The sequence below is a fragment of the Pseudomonas mosselii genome (assembly GCF_019823065.1).
GTDB classification, from domain to species: Bacteria; Pseudomonadota; Gammaproteobacteria; order Pseudomonadales; family Pseudomonadaceae; genus Aquipseudomonas; species Aquipseudomonas mosselii.
This window is the reverse complement of sequence record NZ_CP081967.1, coordinates 26,176-43,259: the sequence shown is the minus strand read 5'-3', so window position 1 is coordinate 43,259 and position 17,084 is coordinate 26,176. Positions and strand designations below refer to the sequence as shown.

The 17,084-nt window shown below is 62.6% G+C and carries 18 protein-coding genes and 1 pseudogene; 12 read left to right on the top strand and 7 right to left on the bottom strand.

Translation table 11 applies throughout. The features are described 5' to 3' along the window. The first annotated feature begins 378 nt into the window (after positions 1-378). The 12 genes and pseudogenes from K5H97_RS29375 (at position 379) to K5H97_RS29320 (ending at position 13,162) form a co-directional block, all read left to right on the top strand. The gene (locus K5H97_RS29375; RefSeq protein ID WP_028691949.1) at positions 379-834 is read left to right on the top strand and encodes a hypothetical protein; all 456 of its coding nucleotides are present in this window, start codon (positions 379-381) and stop codon (positions 832-834) included. Continuing rightward, positions 831-1,550, top strand: a complete 720-nt coding sequence (stbB, locus tag K5H97_RS29370; RefSeq protein WP_028691950.1) for a StbB family protein — start codon at positions 831-833, stop codon at positions 1,548-1,550. The genes K5H97_RS29375 and stbB overlap by 4 nt, the downstream gene beginning before the upstream one ends. A 3-nt stretch (positions 1,551-1,553) precedes the next feature. Beyond that, positions 1,554-1,934, top strand: coding sequence for a hypothetical protein (locus K5H97_RS29365; protein WP_028691951.1), 381 nt, complete (start codon positions 1,554-1,556; stop codon positions 1,932-1,934). A 130-nt stretch (positions 1,935-2,064) separates the two neighbouring features. Continuing rightward, positions 2,065-2,862 (top strand): SprT-like domain-containing protein, encoded by a 798-nt coding sequence (locus K5H97_RS29360; protein WP_028691952.1) that lies wholly within the window; start codon positions 2,065-2,067, stop codon positions 2,860-2,862. A gap of 474 nt (positions 2,863-3,336) precedes the next feature. Then, positions 3,337-3,576, top strand: coding sequence for a hypothetical protein (locus tag K5H97_RS29355; RefSeq protein ID WP_081791613.1), 240 nt, complete (start codon positions 3,337-3,339; stop codon positions 3,574-3,576). Between the two features lie 142 nt (positions 3,577-3,718). Further along, positions 3,719-5,458, top strand: a pseudogene (gene mobF / locus K5H97_RS29350) (MobF family relaxase); the annotation flags it as partial. Positions 5,459-5,594: 136 nt separating this feature from the next. Next, on the top strand, positions 5,595-7,274 hold the full coding sequence (locus K5H97_RS29345) for a Mu transposase C-terminal domain-containing protein (protein ID WP_003465068.1): 1,680 nt from the start codon (positions 5,595-5,597) through the stop codon (positions 7,272-7,274). 2 nt (positions 7,275-7,276) lie between these two features. Next, positions 7,277-8,185 carry a TniB family NTP-binding protein gene (locus K5H97_RS29340; RefSeq protein WP_003465065.1) on the top strand — a complete coding sequence of 303 codons (909 nt, stop codon included), beginning with the start codon at positions 7,277-7,279 and terminating at the stop codon, positions 8,183-8,185. Beyond that, positions 8,182-9,399 carry a TniQ family protein gene (locus tag K5H97_RS29335; protein WP_014754502.1) on the top strand — a complete coding sequence of 406 codons (1,218 nt, stop codon included), beginning with the start codon at positions 8,182-8,184 and terminating at the stop codon, positions 9,397-9,399. The genes K5H97_RS29340 and K5H97_RS29335 overlap by 4 nt, the downstream gene beginning before the upstream one ends. 113 nt (positions 9,400-9,512) lie before the next feature. Then, positions 9,513-9,752, top strand: coding sequence for a ribbon-helix-helix domain-containing protein (locus K5H97_RS29330; RefSeq protein WP_004574517.1), 240 nt, complete (start codon positions 9,513-9,515; stop codon positions 9,750-9,752). Further along, on the top strand, positions 9,752-10,162 hold the full coding sequence (locus K5H97_RS29325; RefSeq protein WP_004574518.1) for a putative toxin-antitoxin system toxin component, PIN family: 411 nt from the start codon (positions 9,752-9,754) through the stop codon (positions 10,160-10,162). Before K5H97_RS29330 ends, K5H97_RS29325 begins: the two co-directional genes overlap by 1 nt. Positions 10,163-10,165: 3 nt before the next feature. Beyond that, positions 10,166-13,162, top strand: a complete 2,997-nt coding sequence (locus K5H97_RS29320; protein ID WP_004574519.1) for a Tn3 family transposase — start codon at positions 10,166-10,168, stop codon at positions 13,160-13,162. Positions 13,163-13,299: 137 nt separating this feature from the next. Here the strand turns inward: K5H97_RS29320 and K5H97_RS29315 are convergent, their stop codons facing one another. The 7 genes from K5H97_RS29315 to merP all read right to left on the bottom strand — a co-directional run bounded on the left by K5H97_RS29315 (position 13,300) and on the right by merP (position 17,081). Continuing rightward, positions 13,300-13,512 (bottom strand): DUF3330 domain-containing protein, encoded by a 213-nt coding sequence (locus K5H97_RS29315; protein ID WP_004574520.1) that lies wholly within the window; start codon positions 13,510-13,512, stop codon positions 13,300-13,302. Positions 13,513-13,635: 123 nt separating this feature from the next. Beyond that, on the bottom strand, positions 13,636-13,872 hold the full coding sequence (merE, locus tag K5H97_RS29310) for a broad-spectrum mercury transporter MerE (RefSeq protein WP_004574521.1): 237 nt from the start codon (positions 13,870-13,872) through the stop codon (positions 13,636-13,638). Next, entirely contained in the window at positions 13,865-14,227 is a 363-nt protein-coding gene (gene merD, locus K5H97_RS29305; protein ID WP_004574522.1) for a mercuric resistance transcriptional repressor MerD, read from the bottom strand. Before merD ends, merE begins: the two co-directional genes overlap by 8 nt. Next, positions 14,227-14,643 carry a hypothetical protein gene (locus tag K5H97_RS29300; protein ID WP_004574523.1) on the bottom strand — a complete coding sequence of 139 codons (417 nt, stop codon included), beginning with the start codon at positions 14,641-14,643 and terminating at the stop codon, positions 14,227-14,229. The genes merD and K5H97_RS29300 overlap by 1 nt, the downstream gene beginning before the upstream one ends. A 20-nt stretch (positions 14,644-14,663) precedes the next feature. Beyond that, on the bottom strand, positions 14,664-16,346 hold the full coding sequence (gene merA / locus K5H97_RS29295; protein ID WP_004574524.1) for a mercury(II) reductase: 1,683 nt from the start codon (positions 16,344-16,346) through the stop codon (positions 14,664-14,666). A gap of 12 nt (positions 16,347-16,358) precedes the next feature. Next, positions 16,359-16,790 carry an organomercurial transporter MerC gene (gene merC, locus K5H97_RS29290; RefSeq protein WP_004574525.1) on the bottom strand — a complete coding sequence of 144 codons (432 nt, stop codon included), beginning with the start codon at positions 16,788-16,790 and terminating at the stop codon, positions 16,359-16,361. A gap of 12 nt (positions 16,791-16,802) precedes the next feature. Then, the gene (gene merP, locus K5H97_RS29285) at positions 16,803-17,081 is read right to left on the bottom strand and encodes a mercury resistance system periplasmic binding protein MerP (protein WP_004574526.1); all 279 of its coding nucleotides are present in this window, start codon (positions 17,079-17,081) and stop codon (positions 16,803-16,805) included. Positions 17,082-17,084: the final 3 nt, after the last annotated feature.

Genomic DNA, 17,084 nt, shown 5'->3' with positions numbered 1-17,084 from the left:
GCACATTCGCTGTAATGCAAATGTATCACACAAAAACCTTGATTTATCTGCACTGCAAGCATACTTTGTAATACAAACGTATCACGTAGTAAATTCTGGAAAAGCGGCTCAGGCTCAAGGCTGACGCGGCTTCCACCTCCCGCCAGGGAGGTGCGTGTTGTGTATTGAGATTTTGACCCTGTTAAGGGTCGAAATTGATGCTCTTGTTAAGGGCGTTTTTAGTGCCTAGGCCGAAGGCCGTAGCGAGCGGAGGACAAGGGTAGGCAGAAAGGGTGCTGTATGGCTGTAGATTGAGTGCAGAAGGGGTATAGCTTGACTACAGGTAGGGGGTGAGTAGGATACAGGGTAAATGCAATATGGGTGCAGGTAGGGTGCAAAATGGCAGGCAAGGATATCGAGAAGGCACTGATGGCGGTTGAGCCAGTGACAAAGGCAGCGAAAATACGCAAGGTCATGCCAGTGATCGAGAAGCAGCTGAGGGCAGGTGTACGACGCCAGGCGATTCTGGATGTGCTCAAGGAGCAAGGTATCGAGGTCAGTATGGATACGCTCAAGAGCTACCTGTACCGATACCGCAAGGCCCAACGTGGAAACCAGGCAAAGACTGCAAGCCCAGCACCAGTGCCGCAACATTTTGAGGAACCAGCGCGGCAGGTCGAGCCGGAACAGGAAGGAGGTGTATCGTACGATACAGAACCGAGCCATGACGCGGACGAACGGCCCCATTTGGGGCCGGCTGAGTTGAGCAGGCTCATGAATCCCGGGGACGATCAAAACGCCTCGGACTTGGATCGATATGAAAGCGCAGCGCGCAGCAGAAGGAAACGCACATGAGAACCGTCACCGTGAATTTCACCGGCAACTCCGGAAAAACCACACTCTCCGATAACCTGCTTTGGCCCCGTATCGGCGGTCTGCGGTTTGCAATTGAAACCATCAACGCCGGTGCGTCGGACACCGCAGCCGAAATTGAACGCCTCAAGGGCAAACAGTTTGGCGAACTGTCCGAGGTACTGCTGACCGAGGACAAGGTTGTGGTCGACGTTGGCGCATCCAACGTTGAAGACTTCTTCAAGTTCATGGGCCAGTACGACGGCTCCCACGAAGATATCGATTACTTCCTGGTGCCGGCAGTGCCGGAGAAAAAGCAGCAGGTCGATACCATCAACACCATCAAGACCCTGGCCGCGCTCGGCGTGCCGGCGAAAAAGATCTTGGTCGTCTTCAACAAAGTCCAGATCGATGATGCCGACGATATCCCGCAGACGTTCGCGGCGCTGTTCGGCTTCCACGAAGTCGAGAAGAAATTCACCCTCAAGCGCGATGCTGTGGTGTACGCGAACGAAATTTTCGAGCGCCTGCGCCCGCTGAAAATGAACGTCACGCAGGTACTGGAGGACTCCACGGACTATCGCGCCCAGTTGCGCGATGCCAAGGACGAAACCGAAAAGGATCACGCCCTGCGCATGATCTCCGCGCAGCGCCTGGCCAAGTCGGCATCGCGCAACCTTGACCAGGTATATGCCTCGCTGTTCGGCAAGGGGAAGTGATCGATGGCCAAGGACCCAACCACGGCCCGCGAAGCGATGGTCGCGCAAATGATGGAGGACTTTGATGCCATCGTGCGGCGCCTGGAACAGGTCGACGCCGACCTGGCGGCGAAGACTTCCGAAGCCGTACGCGATGCAGCAGGCAAAGTCCTGCTGCAGACGCAGCTGAACTTCGAGTCGATGATGGAAGAACAGCGCAACGCACTGGTGCAGGCAGGACGCGAAGCGGCAGCGCGGATTGGGAATGAGATCAACCGCAGTGCGGCCAGCCTGGTGACAGCACAGGCTGAGCGCCGGGCGGTTGGGTACTCGGTAGCTCTGCTATCGATTGGTGCGGCGCTTGGCGCCGCCATCGTGTATGTCGCCTACTTAGTAGGACGGTGAGGGGGCTTGCCCCCTTTTTTTGATGTGTAACCTGTATCGTACGATACAGGTTACAATGTCTGTAACGTTCACCCCCCTGACGCCGAGTGATCAGCAGGGGGGATTCTCGCGTGCGAGAAATGGAGGCCGCATGTCCGCAACCCCAAGCCAGTTGCTCTATGACGAAATCGAGGGGGCGTACGACTGGTTCAATGATCGGTTATACGGTGGCCAGCTGCCCGGCTGCATCTTCACCCTGCAGCGCAAGGCCAACACTTTCGGCTATTACTCGCCATCGCGCTTCCTGCGCCGGAATGGCTCGGGTAAGAGCGATGAAATCGCGCTGAACTGCGCCTACTTCGCGCATCGCAGCATCAAGCAAACGCTGTCCACGCTGGTGCATGAACAGGCGCACCAGTGGCAGGACTGCTTCGGGAAGAAGTCTCGCGGCGGGTACCACAACCGCGAGTGGGCCGACAAAATGGAGGCCATCGGGCTGATGCCTTCGCACACGGGTGAGCCTGGCGGGCGCCGGTGCGGGCAGCAGATGACGCACTACATCATCGAGGGCGGTCCCTTCGATGTGGCATGCGACGAATTACTCGCAACCGGCGCCATGATTTCCTGGATCGATATCGTCACCCAGCGGGTGCCAATGTCCGCAACGCAGCTGTACGGGCCAGGTGGGGAGCCTTTACCCCAGCCCGAGGATCCGACCATCGACATACCGGCACTGACTGTTGCGGGTCTGATCCAGCCGGCAACGCCGGCTGAGGATCCGAAGAACAAGCGCAAGTACACCTGTCCCAGCTGCAAGTTGAACGTGTGGGGCAAGCCAGGCCTTAGCGGGCGGCTGCTCTGTGTGGACTGCGACGTACGTTTCCTTGAGGCCGGCGAGCTGGTGGAAGTGCCGCCCGACGCTGATGCCCAGCCGGGCGGGGACGACTGATAACCGGAGGGCGTCAGTTGCCCCCGCCTGGCCGCTGCCGGCGAGGCGACTTGCTGCCGGTGAGGCCCTAACGTATATATGCGTTAGGGCTAAGAACCAGCTGGAGATCACCTCCCATGTACATACCGTCACGCGACGACTTGCTGCAGCTGTACGAGAACGACATTAAATCGGGGGGCATAGAGAAAACGGAAAAAATCGTACGATAAGCCCTGCTGACAGCCTGCAAGCCCTTAGGTTGTGTAGTCGGTGTCCGAATGGGGTATGCCTCAACCTGGCGTCAGACCGGACGACCGAAGTACGTCAAGATAGGGGCTATTTCGGCTTTTCCTGACGTTTCCCTACAAACCTCTATGACTTCAACCTGACAGGCCACGGCTTCAGGCTGCTTGGTTGTCATTGGGTTTATCAAAACTTGAAGAAGTGGCGGGCTGCCGCTATTAGTTAAGATTCACTCAACACAAGGACGCGACGATGATTCAGAGATTTGTTGTTGTTCCTGCGATCCCCATCGAAACAGGATCGATTCGTAATGGAACTCGCTTTCACTCCACTACAGTTCCTGGCGGGTTTGATATTTATGACAATCAAGATAAGCAGCGATTGCAGTTCACCTACCCGACACAGATAGAAGCAGATGCTGAATGCGAAAGACTGAACATGGAGCACTATCAAACCTCTATGACAACACCTACCGGCATCAGCTCACCATGATCTAGTCGTTCTCTGCTCAACGGTGTGGACTGAAAACAAAAGCCCCGGCATCTTGACGGGGCTTTTGTTGAGGGGATCTGATCCTTCAGCTCCCACGATTGTAGTCAAGAAATGAAAGGCAAACCGAGCAAGTGCAAACACTCTGACAGAGACATGCCCGAACTTTGCGGGTCACAGGGCCTATCGTACGATTTTTTCCGTTTTCTCTATGCACCCCTACTACGCCAAGGAAACACCCGGCGAGTGGCAAGGCGAAGGTGCCGAACGGCTCGGCCTGGTCGGCCCCGTCGATCAGCTGCAACTGGCCAAACTGCTTGATGGCAAGTTGCCGAACGGCGAGCGGATCCACACCACGTTCAATGCCGAAACCAACAAGCGGCGCATGGGCTTGGACATGACATTCTCGGCGCCGAAATCGGTGTCGATGCAAGCACTCGTCGCCGGCGACAAAAATGTCACCCTGGCTCACGACCGGGCGGTGGCCAAGGCCATGCACCACGTCGAAAAGCTCGCCCAGGCACGGCGCAAGGTACAGGGCAAGTTCCTGCGCGAACGCACGGGGAACATGGTCATTGGCAAGTTTCGCCACGAAATGAGTCGCGGCAAGGATCCCCAACTGCACACCCATGCGGTGATCATGAACATGACGCAGCGCGCCGATGGTAAATGGCGTGCCTTGTTCAACGACGATATTTTCAAGGTTCAGCATGAAGTTGACGCCATGTACAAGGGCCAACTGGCCTTGGAGCTGCGCGAGCTGGGCTACGAGATCCGCGTACTCGATGGCAAAGGCAACTTCGAGCTGAATCACATTTCACGGGAACAGATCGAAGCATTCTCCAGCCGCAGCAAAGTCATTGAAGAAGCGTTGGCCAAGGACGGGAAAACCCGGGCCGACGCGACCACTCTGGAAAAACAAGTTATCTCAATGGCCACCAGGCCGCACAAAGACGAGCGCGACCACGATCTGGTGAAACAGTATTGGGTGACGAAAAGCCGCGAGTTAGGGATCGACTACGGCCCACAAAGCCGATTGGATGGCCGCGAGTATGGTGAATCAGGCCCAGCGTCAGGCGCTGGCCGCGTTCCATCTGATCCCAATCTACCCGCAGGGCTGACACCGGCCCAAGCCGTTGTGCAATACGCAATCAATCACCTGACCGAGCGTGAACAGGTTGTTACCCAGTTGGACCTGTTGACCGTGGCGCTCCAGCGTTCGGTAGGGTTGGCCGGGCCTGACCAGGTACGGGCCGAAATAGCCCGGCTGGTACAACAAGGTACGCTCATAGAGTCAGCACCGGCCTACTCAATGGCACAGCCCACGGAAAACGCGCCCGTGTTGTCGCCTGCAGGTTGGCAAGCTCACCTGCAGGAGTTGAAAGGCTGGACGGACAAGCAGGCAAAACAGTACGTGGCCACCGCCATCGAGCGCGGTTCATTGGTGCCAACCGAGAAGCGCTACACCACACAGAAAGGCTTGAAGCGCGAGAAAGCCATCCTTGCCATTGAGCGCACTGGCCGGGGCCAGGTGACGCCGCTCATGTCCCAGGAGCAGGTCGCTAAAGCACTTGAAGGATCAACCCTCACCGCTGGCCAACGGCAAGCCGTCGAGACCATCGTCAGCACGGAGAATCGGTTTGTCGGCATTCAGGGTGATGCTGGTACGGGCAAAACCTACTCCGTTGAGCGGGCCGTGCAACTGCTCACATCCGTCAACGAGGCAATGAGTTACGGCAAGACAGAGGATCAACTCGGCTATCGAATCCTCGCATTGGCGCCGTATGGGAACCAAGTTGCCGCACTCAAAAACGAGGGGATGGACGCTCATACCCTGGCCAGCTTTTTCAACACCAAAGACAAGACCCTGGACGAAAGTGTCGTTTTCAGAAGACGACCGCACCATCTGACTGGATGTAACGCCTGGTGTGCATACGGCTCCTGACAGCCCAATATCAGGAGTCGTCTGCACCAATCTCGACTATGCTCAATACTCGTGTGCACCAAAGCGAGGTTTGGGCATGACATCAGACACTCCACCGATTGCCGCGCAAGGCGTGGCCACCCTGCCCGACGAGGCATGGGCGCAAGCCCGGCACCGGACGGAAATCATCGGGCCACTGGCAGCGCTTGAGGTGGTCGGGCATGAAGCCGCCGATGAGGCAGCCCAAGCGCTGGGCCTGTCCCGGCGACAGGTATATGTCCTGATCCGTCGCGCCCGGCAGGGTACTGGCCTGGTAACAGACCTGACGCCCGGCCGATCCGGCGGCGGCAAAGGCAAGGGGCGCTTGCCGGAACCGGTCGAGCGCATCATCCGCGAGCTGCTGCAAAAGCGCTTCCTGACCAAGCAGAAACGCAGCCTGGCGGCGTTCCACCGCGAAGTCGCGCAGGCGTGCAAAACCCAGAAGCTGCCGGTGCCGGCGCGCAACACCGTGGCCCAGCGGATTGCCGGACTACACCCGGCGAAAATAGCCCGCAGCCGGGGCGGGCAGGACGCTGCCCGTCCCTTGCAAGGCGCGGGTGGCATTCCGCCCGAAGTCACCATGCCGCTGGAACAGGTGCAGATCGACCACACCGTCATCGACCTGATCGTGGTCGACGAGCGCGACCGGCAACCGATTGGCCGCCCATATTTGACCCTCGCCATCGACGTGTTCACGCGCTGCGTACTCGGCATGGTGGTCACGCTGGAAGCGCCGTCCGCCGTCTCGGTCGGCCTATGCCTCGCGCATGCCGCCTGCGACAAGCGGCCCTGGCTGGAAGGGCTGAATGTGGAAATGGACTGGCCGATGAGCGGCAAGCCCAGGCTGCTCTATCTGGACAACGCGGCCGAGTTCAAAAGCGAAGCGCTGCGCCGTGGCTGCGAACAGCATGGCATCCGGCTGGACTATCGCCCACCAGGCCAGCCGCACTACGGCGGCATCGTGGAACGGATCATCGGCACGGCGATGCAGATGATCCACGACGAATTACCGGGGACGACCTTCTCCAATCCCGGCCAGCGCGGCGAGTACGATTCCGAGAAGATGGCCACCCTGACGCTGCGCGAGCTGGAGCGCTGGCTCGCGTTGGCGGTAGGCACCTATCACGGCTCCGTGCACAACGGCCTGCTCCAGCCGCCGGCCGCGCGCTGGGCCGAGGCCGTGGAGCGCGTTGGCGTCCCGGCCGTCGTTACCCGCCCCACCGCGTTTTTGGTCGATTTCCTGCCGGTGATCCGCCGCACCCTGACCCGCACCGGCTTTGTCATCGACCACATCCACTACTACGCCGACGCCCTCAAGCCGTGGATTGCCCGGCGCGAGCGCTTGCCCGCCTTCCTGATCCGGCGCGATCCGCGCGACATCAGCCGCATCTGGGTACTGGAACCGGAAGGTCAGCACTATCTGGAGATCCACTACCGCACCTTGTCCCATCCGGCCGTCACCCTCTGGGAACAACGCCAGGCGCTGGCCAAATTGCGTCAGCTCGGGCGCGAGCAGGTGGACGAGTCGGCGCTGTTCCGCATGATCGGGCAGATGCGCGAGATCGTGACCACCGCCCAGAAGGCCACGCGCAAGGCGCGGCGCGACGCTGATCGCCGCCAGCACCTCAAGACGTCGGAGCCACCGGCCAAGCCCATACCGCCGGATGTGGACATGGCTGACCCGCAGGCAGACAACCTGCCGCCGGCCAAACCGTTCGATCAGATCGAGGAGTGGTAGCCGTGGACGAATATCCCGTCATTGACCTGTCCCACCTGCTGCCAGCGGCACAGGGTTTGGCCAGGCTGCCGGCAGACGAGCGCATCCAGCGCATTCGCGCCGACCGCTGGATCGGCTACCCGCGCGCGGTCGAGGCGCTGAACCGGCTGGAAACTCTGTATGCGTGGCCGAACAAGCAACGCATGCCAAACCTGCTGCTGGTCGGCCCCACCAACAACGGCAAGTCGATGATCGTCGAGAAATTCCGGCGGGCGCACCCGGTCGGCACCGACGCTGACCAAGAACATATCCCGGTGCTGGTCGTGCAGATGCCGTCAGAGCCATCGGTGATCCGCTTCTATGTCGCGCTGCTGGCTGCGATGGGCGCGCCGCTGCGCCCGCGCCCACGGCTGCCGGAAATGGAGCAACTGGCGCTGGCCCTGCTGCGCAAGGTCGGCGTGCGCATGCTGGTGATCGACGAACTGCACAATGTACTGGCTGGCAACAGCGTTAACCGGCGCGAGTTCCTCAACCTGCTGCGCTTCCTCGGCAACGAGCTGCGTATCCCCCTGGTCGGGGTCGGCACGCGCGAGGCGTACCTGGCCATCCGTTCGGACGATCAGTTGGAAAACCGCTTCGAGCCGATGCTGCTGCCGCCGTGGGAGGCCAATGAGGACTGCTGCTCGCTGCTGGCCAGCTTCGCGGCGTCACTCCCGCTACGGCGGCCATCCCCGATTGCCACGCTGGACATGGCCCGCTACCTGCTCACCCGGAGCGAAGGCACCATCGGCGAGCTTGCACATCTGCTGGTGGCGGCGGCCGTCGCCGCCGTGGAGAGTGGCGAGGAAGCGATCAACCACCGCACGCTCAGCATGGCCGACTACATCGGCCCCAGTGAGCGGCGGCGACAGTTCGAGCGGGAACTGATGTGAAGTCCGCGCCGCGCTGGCCGCTGCATCCGGCACCCAAGGAAGGCGAAGCCCTGTCCTCATGGCTCAACCGGGTCGCCGCCTGCTACCAGATGGACGTGCACGAGCTGCTGGCCCACGATCTTGGTCACAGCCAACTTGATGACCTGGATACCGCACCATCCTTGTCGTTGCTGACGGCGCTCTGCCAGCGCAGTGGCGTCGAGCTGGAGCGGTTGCGCAGCATGAGTCTTGCAGGCTGGGTGCCGTGGCTGCTCGACAGTCTCGACGATTCGGTACCAGCAGCCTTGGAAACCTATACATTCCAATGCGCGGTGCTCCTGCCCAAGCGCACCCGCAAGGTGCGGTCCATCACTCGCTGGCGTGCCTGGCTACCGAGCCAGACGATTCGCCGGGCGTGTCCGCAGTGTCTGAACGATCCAACGAATCAAGCTGTGCTACTCGTCTGGCAGCTCCCCTTGATGCTGAGCTGCCCGCAGCATGGCTGCTGGCTGGAGTCCTACTGGGGCATGCCCGGCCGGTATCTTCAGTGGGAAATCGCCGATGCTGCGCCGCGCCCTGCCGATGACGCAATCGCCTGCATGGACCGGCGCACCTGGCAGGCGCTGACGACGGGTTTTGTGGAGCTGCCGCGTCGGCGTGTCCACGCCGGCTTGTGGTTCCGGCTGCTGCGCACCCTGCTTGATGAGCTGAACACGCCGCTCTCGCACTGCGGCAGTTGCTCGGCGAGCATCCGCCATGTCTGGGAGCGCTGCGGCCATCCGCTGCGCGCCGGGCAGAGTCTGTGGCGTCCCTACGAGATTCTGGCCCCGGCGGTGCAGTGGCAGATGCTGGAGGCGGCGGCCACCGCCATCACGCTGATCGAGTCAAAGGCGCTGATCCCGCGCGGGGAACAGGCCGCGCTGTTTCAGACGGAGCCGCACACTGGTTTCACCAACGGCCTGCCGGCGAAGGTGCCGAAGCCGGAACCCATCAACCACTGGCAACGAGCAGCCCAGGCCATCGATGAGGCCATCATTGAAGCGCGACACAACCCGGAGACGGCCCGCTTGCTGTTCACACTGGCGTCCTACGGGCGACGCGACCCCGAATCCCTGGAACGTTTGCGCACCACGTTCACCAAGGAGGGCATCCCGCCGGAGTTTTTGTCACATTACGAGCCTGAATGGCCGTTTGCAGGTCTTAGACTAAATGACGGGTTAAGTGACAGTTTTTGACGGCGAGAACTTTCTGGCTCACACTGTCACATAATCGAAGGTTTTTTTGAACCATTGCATAGCCCTTTGTGATTGGCGTATAAACACACAAACACCTACTAGCGGGGAACGCCATGAATACGATTCGCTGGAATGTCGCCGTCTCGGCCGACACCGACCAGTCGCTTCGGATGTTTCTGGCCAGCCAGGGCGGTGGCCGGAAAGGCGACCTGTCGCGCTTCATTGAAGAGGCGGTGCGGGCCCACATCCTGGAACTGACGGCCGAACAGGCCAAGGCCGCTAATGCCCATCTGAGCGAGGCAGAGCTGACCGAAGCGGTTGACGAAGCGCTCGACTGGGCACGTAAGCGCTGATGCGGGTCGTGTTGGATACCAACATCCTGTTCAGCGCACTGATCTCGCCGCATGGCGCGCCCGATGCGATCTACCGTGCCTGGCGGGCGGCGCGTTTCGAGGTAGTGACCTCGCGGATGCAGCTCGATGAAATCCGCCGAGCCAGCCGCTACCCCAAGCTCCAGGCCATCCTTCAGCCCGCCAAAGTGGGAGCCATGATCAATAACCTGCAACGGGCTGTGGTACTGGAGCGTCTGACCATCGAGGTCGAAGCCGATGATCCGGATGACTCGTTTCTGCTGGCCATGGCCCTGGCAGGCGATGCGGACTACCTGGTGACCGGTGATCGCCGCGCCGGCCTGCTGCAACGCGGGCACATCGAACGCACGCGGATTGTCACGCCCGCCGTGTTCTGCGCCGAGGTGCTGTGATCGATGCCGGTCGGTTTTCTGACCCAGGAGCAACGCGACGGTTTTGGCCGCTATGTCGATGCCCCCAGTCGTGAGGAGCTGGAACGCTACTTCCACCTGAGCGACGACGACCACAAAATCCTCCTACCGCTGCGCGGCGAGCACAACCGCCTTGGCTACGCCACCCAACTGACCAGCATCCGCTACCTGGGCACTTTTCCCGACGACTTTTCAGCCGTCCCCCAAGAGGTGCTGCAAGCGCTCAGTCGCCAGTTAGGCATTACCGATCCAACTTGTATCCTGGCCTATGCCGAAACCCGCCAACGTCAACGTCATGCCGCCGAGATTCAGGAGCGTTACGGCTATCGGGTGTTTGCTGATTCCAGCGTCGGCTTTCGACTTGCCCGCTGGCTGTATGCGCTCTGTTGGACAGGGACAGATCGTCCTGGCGAGTTGTTCAATCGGGCGACGACCTGGTTGCTGACGCACAAGGTTTTACTGCCCGGCGTCACCGTTCTGGAACGGTTCATCGCCCAACTGCGCAGCCGGGTCGAAGAACGCCTCTGGCTAACCCTTGGCCGCAGTGTGAGCGAGGCGCAACGGCAGCAGCTACAGGACTTGCTGCTGGTCGCCGAAGGCAACCGCAGTTCCCGGCTGGATCAACTGCGCTCCGGCCCGGTGATGGTCAGTGGCCCCGCACTGATTCGGGCGCTGCGCCGGCTTGATGACGTGCGCGGCATCGGCATCGCCTTGCCAGCGGCGGCGCACATCCCGCCCAGCCGTATCGCGGCCCTGGCTCGCTTCGCCAACACCGCCAAGGTCACGGCGATCAACCGGCTGCCGGCGTCGCGGCGGATGGCGACACTGGTGGCGTTCGCCCTGTGCCTGGAGGCCACCGCGCACGACGACGCCCTGGAGGTCCTGGAAGCGCTGTTACGCGACCTGTTCAGCAACGCGGAGAAGGCCGACAAGAAAGCCCGCATGCGCAGCCTGAAAGACCTGGATCGCTCGGCGGCGACGCTCGCCGCCGCGTGCAAGGTCGTGCTGGACAGCTCAATCAGCGATGACAACGTGCGCGCCCGGCTGTTCAACGACCTGCCGAGGGCCTCGCTGGAGAAAGCCCTGGAAGATGTCAATGCGCTGATCCGCCCGGTTGACGATGTGTATTTTCTCGCCCTGGAGGCGCGCTACCGCAGTGTGCGCCGTTTCCTGCCCGACCTGCTCAAGCACATCCGCTTCGGCTTCAGCCCGGCCGGCAAAGGCGTGGTCGCCGGCCTGGATTGGTTGCAGCTGAACCTGCCCCGCCGGAAACCGGAGGATGACGCGCCGCAGGAGATCGTGGCCAAGGCTTGGCAGAAGCACATTACCCGCGAGGATGGCTCCCTCGACATGGGCGCCTATGTGTTCTGCACGCTCGATGCGCTGCGCACGGCCCTGCGCCGGCGCGACGTGTTCGTCTCGCCCAGTTGGCGCTATGCCGACCCGCGTCTCGGCCTGCTCGACGGTGCCGAATGGCTGGCGGCGCGGCCGATCATCTGCCGCTCGCTGGGCCTGACCATTGACGCCGGCACCACCTTGGATGCGCTGAGCGCCGAGTTGGATGCGACCTGGCAGGCGGTCGCGGCCCGCCTACCCGACAACCCCGCGATCCAGCTGAGCGAGAACGCCGAGGGCAAGACCGAGCTCTCGCTCGGCACACTGGACAAGCTGGAGGAGCCGAACTCGCTGCTGCAACTGCGAGCAGCCGTGGCTGATCTGATGCCGCGTGTCGATCTGCCGGAAATCCTCTTGGAAATCGCCGCTCGCACCGGCTTCGCCGAGGCCTTCACCCATGTGTCCGAGCGCAATGCGCGGGCCGACAACCTGGTCACCAGCCTCTGCGCGGTGCTGCTGGGTGGGGCCTGCAACACCGGCCTGGAGCCGCTGATCCGCACCGACAATCAGGCGCTACGCCGCGATCGGCTGTCCTGGGTCAGCCAGAACTATATCCGTGACGACACGCTGTCAGTGGCAAACGCCATTCTGGTGGGGGCGCAGAGCCAACTGGAGCTGGCCCAGGTCTGGGGCGGCGGCGAGGTCGCCTCCGCCGATGGCATGCGCTTCGTGGTACCGGTGCGCACCGTGCATGCTGGCCCCAACCCGAAGTATTTCGGCACCGGCCGGGGCGTCACCTGGTACAACTTGATTTCCGATCAGTTCTCCGGCCTCAACGCCATCACCGTGCCCGGCACCCTGCGCGACAGCCTGGTGCTGCTGGCCGTGGTGCTGGAACAGCAGACCGAGTTGCAGCCGACGCAGATCATGACCGACACCGGGGCCTACAGCGATGTGGTGTTTGGGCTGTTCCGCCTGCTCGGCTACCACTTCAGCCCGCGCCTGGCCGACGTCGGCGGTACCCGTTTCTGGCGCACGCGCCCGGAGGCGGATTACGGCAAACTCAACGGCCTGGCCCGGCAGTCGGTCAAGCTCGATCTGATCGCCGAGCACTGGGACGACCTGCTACGCCTGGCCGGCTCGCTCAAGCTCGGCCGAGTGCCGGCCACCGGCATCATGCGCACCCTGCAAACAGGGGATCGTCCCACCCGCCTGGCCCAGGCGCTGGCTGAGTTCGGTCGCATCGAGAAGACCTTGCACACCCTGACCTACATCGACGACGAGTCCAAGCGCCGCGCCACCCTGACCCAGCTGAACCGGGGCGAAGGCCGCCACAGCCTGGCCCGCGCCGTGTTCCACGGCAAACGCGGCGAGCTGCGCCAGCGCTACCGCGAAGGCCAGGAGGACCAGCTCGGCGCCCTCGGCCTGGTGGTGAACATCATCGTGCTGTGGAACACCCTCTACATGACGGCGGCCGTAGAACGGCTCAGGCAGCACGGCTACCCGGTGCTGGAGGAGGATGTCGCGCGGCTCTCGCCACTGATCCACGAGCACATCAACATGCTGGGCCGTTACTCCTTCGCGGTGCCGGAAGAGGTTACCCGCGGCGAACTGCGGCCGCTGCGCAATCCGGACGACGACCAGTAGGTGTAACGGCCTGGGTTCGAAATCGGCCGGGCACCGCACTCGATGCCACTTCCAGCTCAGACGGATTGCGACTGACGGAGTCCTCGGGCTCACGCTTTCTGCGACCAGCAAGAGCCACTTTTCCGGTGCAGCGCGAATTAGCCGTCCTGACGGGTACTGACCTTTTGTGTGCAGGGGTGATCAGGCTCGGATGCCGCCCTCTTATCTGCTCGCGACATGAAACGCTGATAGCACTCCAGGCCACAGAAGTGCACGACATACTCGGAACCTTCCGGCGTCAGTGCGGCGTCAAGGGGAATGTCCTTGCAGCATTCGCAGCAGCTGATGGTGGAGGTGTTGTTTGTGTTCATGATGGGGGTTCCTCCATCGTCCAAGAAAACCTAGCAACGCTTTCCCCCCGTGACTGAGCGCCGATCGACCTGCAGCCTCCCTGCCCAACTCGGCAGTGGTGGTCGCGCCGTGCTCCGAGCGGGTCACGGTCGCTTCCGAAAGGCCTGCAATGCCGCTCGCAGGAAGAGGATGAAGAAAACCGCCAGCACGAGCGTCGCGAGGCTCCACTGCTCGCTGACGAACGCGCCGGCCGCTGTCCCCGAAAGCAGCAATGCCAGCACCGGCAGATGGCAAGGGCAGGTGAGCGCGGCGAGCACGCCCCAGGTGTAAGCACGCCAGCGGAAGACCTTGCTTGACTCAACGTGATCGGCGTTACGCATAGGCAGAACCTTCGCCGGCGCAATGAGTCAGCCCGGCCAGCTGGGTTGCCACTGCGGCTAAGGCCGCCTGCCGTGCCGTGACTAGCCGGAGCAGGCACTCGACGCAGCCGATCAAGTCGGCGCCATCGTCCGCATCGAGCGCCCGGCAGAGCCGTGCCAATTCGTCGAGCCCGATACCAGACTCGAAGGCGGCGCGCACGAAGCGCAGACGCGCCAGGGACCGCTCATCGAAAATGCCGTAACCGCTCTCCGTGCGCCGCGCGGGGTGCAGCAAGCCACGCAGCACATAGTCGCGCACCACATGCACGCTGACGCCCGCGTCCTCGGCCAGTCTGGATATGGTGTAGGCATTCATCACCGACACTCCCGGTCTTCCCCGCAAACTAGGGCGCTCAGATATTTCCTTCCGGCTAGGCGTTCAGGTAGCCAGATGAGCAATGGCGTAACCCCTAGTGCCAGGAGCAACCACAGCCGGGAGTGATACTCGCCGTTTGGGGCAAACCCATAAGCCAGCAGCGCACCCAGCGCGAGCATCAGGAAATACGGCCCGGTGATGTAGCAGTGAAGGCGGCGACAGCGCGCGGCGTTGACCAGGCAGGCGCCGCCCATCACGAGTAGCGCGGCGCTCGCTGCCAGGAACAACGCAGGGCGTCGATCCGCCAGAACAAGCGCTATGGTCGCCACGACGGCAGGCAGCCCCCATAAGCTGATTACCTGCCAGGTCTTGCGCAGGCTGTCGCGACTGCCGAGATCGCTTGCCGTGTCGTTCATGCTTCAACCTCGCGCGCTCATTACCCGGCGCAGCAGGACAGCTGCTTGACGTCCTTGGCGAAGGTTTGCGCCGCGAGCTTCAGCCCCTCGACCATCGTCAGGTAGGGGAACAACTGGTCGGCCAGTTCCTGCACCGTCATCCGCGCCCGGATGGCGATGGCGGCGGTCTGGATCAGTTCGCCCGCCTCCGGGGCCACCGCCTGCACGCCGATGAGCCGTCCGCTACCTTCCTCGATGACCAGCTTGATGAAACCCCGCGTGTCGAAGTTGGCCAGTGCGCGTGGCACGTTATCCAGGGTCAAGGTGCGGCTGTCGGTCTCGATGCCGGCGTGGTGCGCCTCCGCTTCGCTGTAGCCCACGGTGGCCACCTGCGGATCGGTGAACACCACGGCCGGCATGGCGTCGAGATTGAGCTTCGCCTCGCCGCCGGTCATGTTGAGCGCCGCACGGGTGCCTGCGGCCGCCGCCACGTAGACGAACTGCGGCTGGTCGGTACAGTCGCCGGCCGCATAGATATCCGGGGCACTGGTGCGCATGCCCGAGTCGATCTGGATGGCACCGCGTTCGTCCAGCTTCACGCCGGCGCCTTGCAGATTCATGCCTTGGGTGTTGGGCGTGCGGCCGGTGGCGACGAGTAGTCGGTCGGCATGCAGCTCGCCATGATTGGTGCTCAGGATGAACTCGCCGTCGACGTGGGACACCTGGCTGGCTTGCGTGTGTTCCAGCACTTCGATGCCCTCCATACGGAAGGCTGCCGTCAGCGCTTCACCGATGGCCGGATCTTCGCGGAAGAACAACGTGCTGCGTGCCAGGACCGTGACCTTGCTGCCCAGCCGGGCAAAGGCCTGCGCCAGTTCCACCGCCACCACCGAGGAGCCGATCACGGCGAGCCGCTTAGGAATGGTGTCGCTCGCCAGCGCCTCGTCCGAGGTCCAGTACGGGGTGTCCTTGAGTCCGGGAATCGGTAGAACGGCCGGGCTCGCGCCGGTGGCGATCAGGCAGCGGTCGAAGGCGACGATGCGCTCGCCGCCCTCGGCCAGTTCCACGCTGAGCGTGCGGCCGTCCTGGAAACGGGCGGTGCCGCGTACCAGGGTGATCGCCGGCGTGCTCTCCAGAATGCCTTCGTACTTGGCGTGGCGCAGTTCGTCGACACGACCCTGTTGCTGGGCGAGCAACCGCTCGCGCAGGACGGTCAGGCTCGTGGTGGACAGTCCGGCGTCGAACGGGCTCTCGCGCCGCAGATGGGCCACATGCGCGGCGCGAATCATGATCTTGGAGGGCACGCAGCCAACGTTGACGCAGGTGCCGCCGATGATGCCGCGCTCGATCAGGGTGACGCGCGCACCGCCTTCCACCGCCTTGAGCGCGGCCGCCATGGCGGCGCCACCGCTGCCGATGACCGCCACGTGGAGCCTGTCGCCATCTTTCCCGGCGCCAATGCTGCCGCTCAACCAGCCCCGCGCCTTGTCGAGCAGGCCTGAGCGGGTAGGTGCCGTGGCGTCTTCGAACGCCGCTCGATACCCCAGGGCCTCGACGGCGGCCTGCATCTGTTCACGGCTTACGCCCTCGTCGACCTTCAGTTCGGCCTTCCCGCTGGCGTAGGAAACATCCGCCCGATGCACGCCGGGGATCTTCTCCAAGGCCTCTTTCACATGCTCGACACAGGAGGCGCAGGTCATGCCGACGATTTGTAGTTTGGTCATAGTGTTATTCCTTCATTTTGGCGGAGTCGGACAGGACGTCGGGGAGCAACGGCGGTGGGCGGGCGACACGAGATCCCAGATGGACACCCCAAACATGAGGGCCAGGCCGATATAGAGCAGCCAGCCGCTCCGCCAGCCGTGAGCCAGCATCAAATACACCGCTATCAGCACCAGGGCCGGGCCGATCAGGCCAGGCGCAGCGCGTCGCCACTGCCGGTGACTGAACCCGCCGAGGGCATTGACGAGCAGGGCCAGCCCGGCAAATAACGGCAGCAGCGTGGTGATGAACAGGCCTTCCCACTGGCTCAGAAAGCCCAGACCGATCGCGGCCCCCAGACCGGCAAGGGCGGGGAAACACGAGGCACAGCCTATGGCAGAAATCAGCACGCCAACGGACCCGGCTTTGTCACCGATCCGCGTGAACAAATTGAAAGGGTTTGCCATCGGAATGCCCGCCTACTGCTTGACGCTGGACGGGTAGCCGGCGTCCTCGGTCGCCTTAGTCAGCGCCTGGACATTGGTCTTGGCATCATCGAAGGTGACGATGGCCTCGCGGTTCTCATAGCTCACCTCGGCCTTGGTCACGCCCTCGACCTTGGTCAGCGCCTTCTTCACCGTGATCGGGCAAGCGGCGCAGGTCATGCCCGGCACCGCCAGAGTGACGGTCTGCGTGGCCGCCCAGGCAGGTGCGGCGACTAGGGTGGCGAGGGCGAAGGATGCAAGCAGTTTTTTCATGGC

What these genes read in the sequence shown, in the direction of transcription:
- K5H97_RS29325 (WP_004574518.1), top strand. Translation starts at nt 9,752, where the DNA reads ATGCGGGTCGTGTTGGATACCAACATCCTGTTCAGCGCACTGATCTCG.
- merC (WP_004574525.1), bottom strand. Translation starts at nt 16,790, where the DNA reads ATGGCAAACCCTTTCAATTTGTTCACGCGGATCGGTGACAAAGCCGGG.
- merE (WP_004574521.1), bottom strand. Translation starts at nt 13,872, where the DNA reads ATGCGTAACGCCGATCACGTTGAGTCAAGCAAGGTCTTCCGCTGGCGT.
- K5H97_RS29300 (WP_004574523.1), bottom strand. Translation starts at nt 14,643, where the DNA reads ATGAACGACACGGCAAGCGATCTCGGCAGTCGCGACAGCCTGCGCAAG.
- K5H97_RS29315 (WP_004574520.1), bottom strand. Translation starts at nt 13,512, where the DNA reads ATGAACACAAACAACACCTCCACCATCAGCTGCTGCGAATGCTGCAAG.
- stbB (WP_028691950.1), top strand. Translation starts at nt 831, where the DNA reads ATGAGAACCGTCACCGTGAATTTCACCGGCAACTCCGGAAAAACCACA.
- K5H97_RS29345 (WP_003465068.1), top strand. Translation starts at nt 5,595, where the DNA reads ATGACATCAGACACTCCACCGATTGCCGCGCAAGGCGTGGCCACCCTG.
- K5H97_RS29330 (WP_004574517.1), top strand. Translation starts at nt 9,513, where the DNA reads ATGAATACGATTCGCTGGAATGTCGCCGTCTCGGCCGACACCGACCAG.
- K5H97_RS29320 (WP_004574519.1), top strand. Translation starts at nt 10,166, where the DNA reads ATGCCGGTCGGTTTTCTGACCCAGGAGCAACGCGACGGTTTTGGCCGC.
- K5H97_RS29365 (WP_028691951.1), top strand. Translation starts at nt 1,554, where the DNA reads ATGGCCAAGGACCCAACCACGGCCCGCGAAGCGATGGTCGCGCAAATG.
- merP (WP_004574526.1), bottom strand. Translation starts at nt 17,081, where the DNA reads ATGAAAAAACTGCTTGCATCCTTCGCCCTCGCCACCCTAGTCGCCGCA.
- merA (WP_004574524.1), bottom strand. Translation starts at nt 16,346, where the DNA reads ATGACCAAACTACAAATCGTCGGCATGACCTGCGCCTCCTGTGTCGAG.
- K5H97_RS29360 (WP_028691952.1), top strand. Translation starts at nt 2,065, where the DNA reads ATGTCCGCAACCCCAAGCCAGTTGCTCTATGACGAAATCGAGGGGGCG.
- merD (WP_004574522.1), bottom strand. Translation starts at nt 14,227, where the DNA reads ATGAATGCCTACACCATATCCAGACTGGCCGAGGACGCGGGCGTCAGC.
- K5H97_RS29355 (WP_081791613.1), top strand. Translation starts at nt 3,337, where the DNA reads ATGATTCAGAGATTTGTTGTTGTTCCTGCGATCCCCATCGAAACAGGA.
- K5H97_RS29375 (WP_028691949.1), top strand. Translation starts at nt 379, where the DNA reads ATGGCAGGCAAGGATATCGAGAAGGCACTGATGGCGGTTGAGCCAGTG.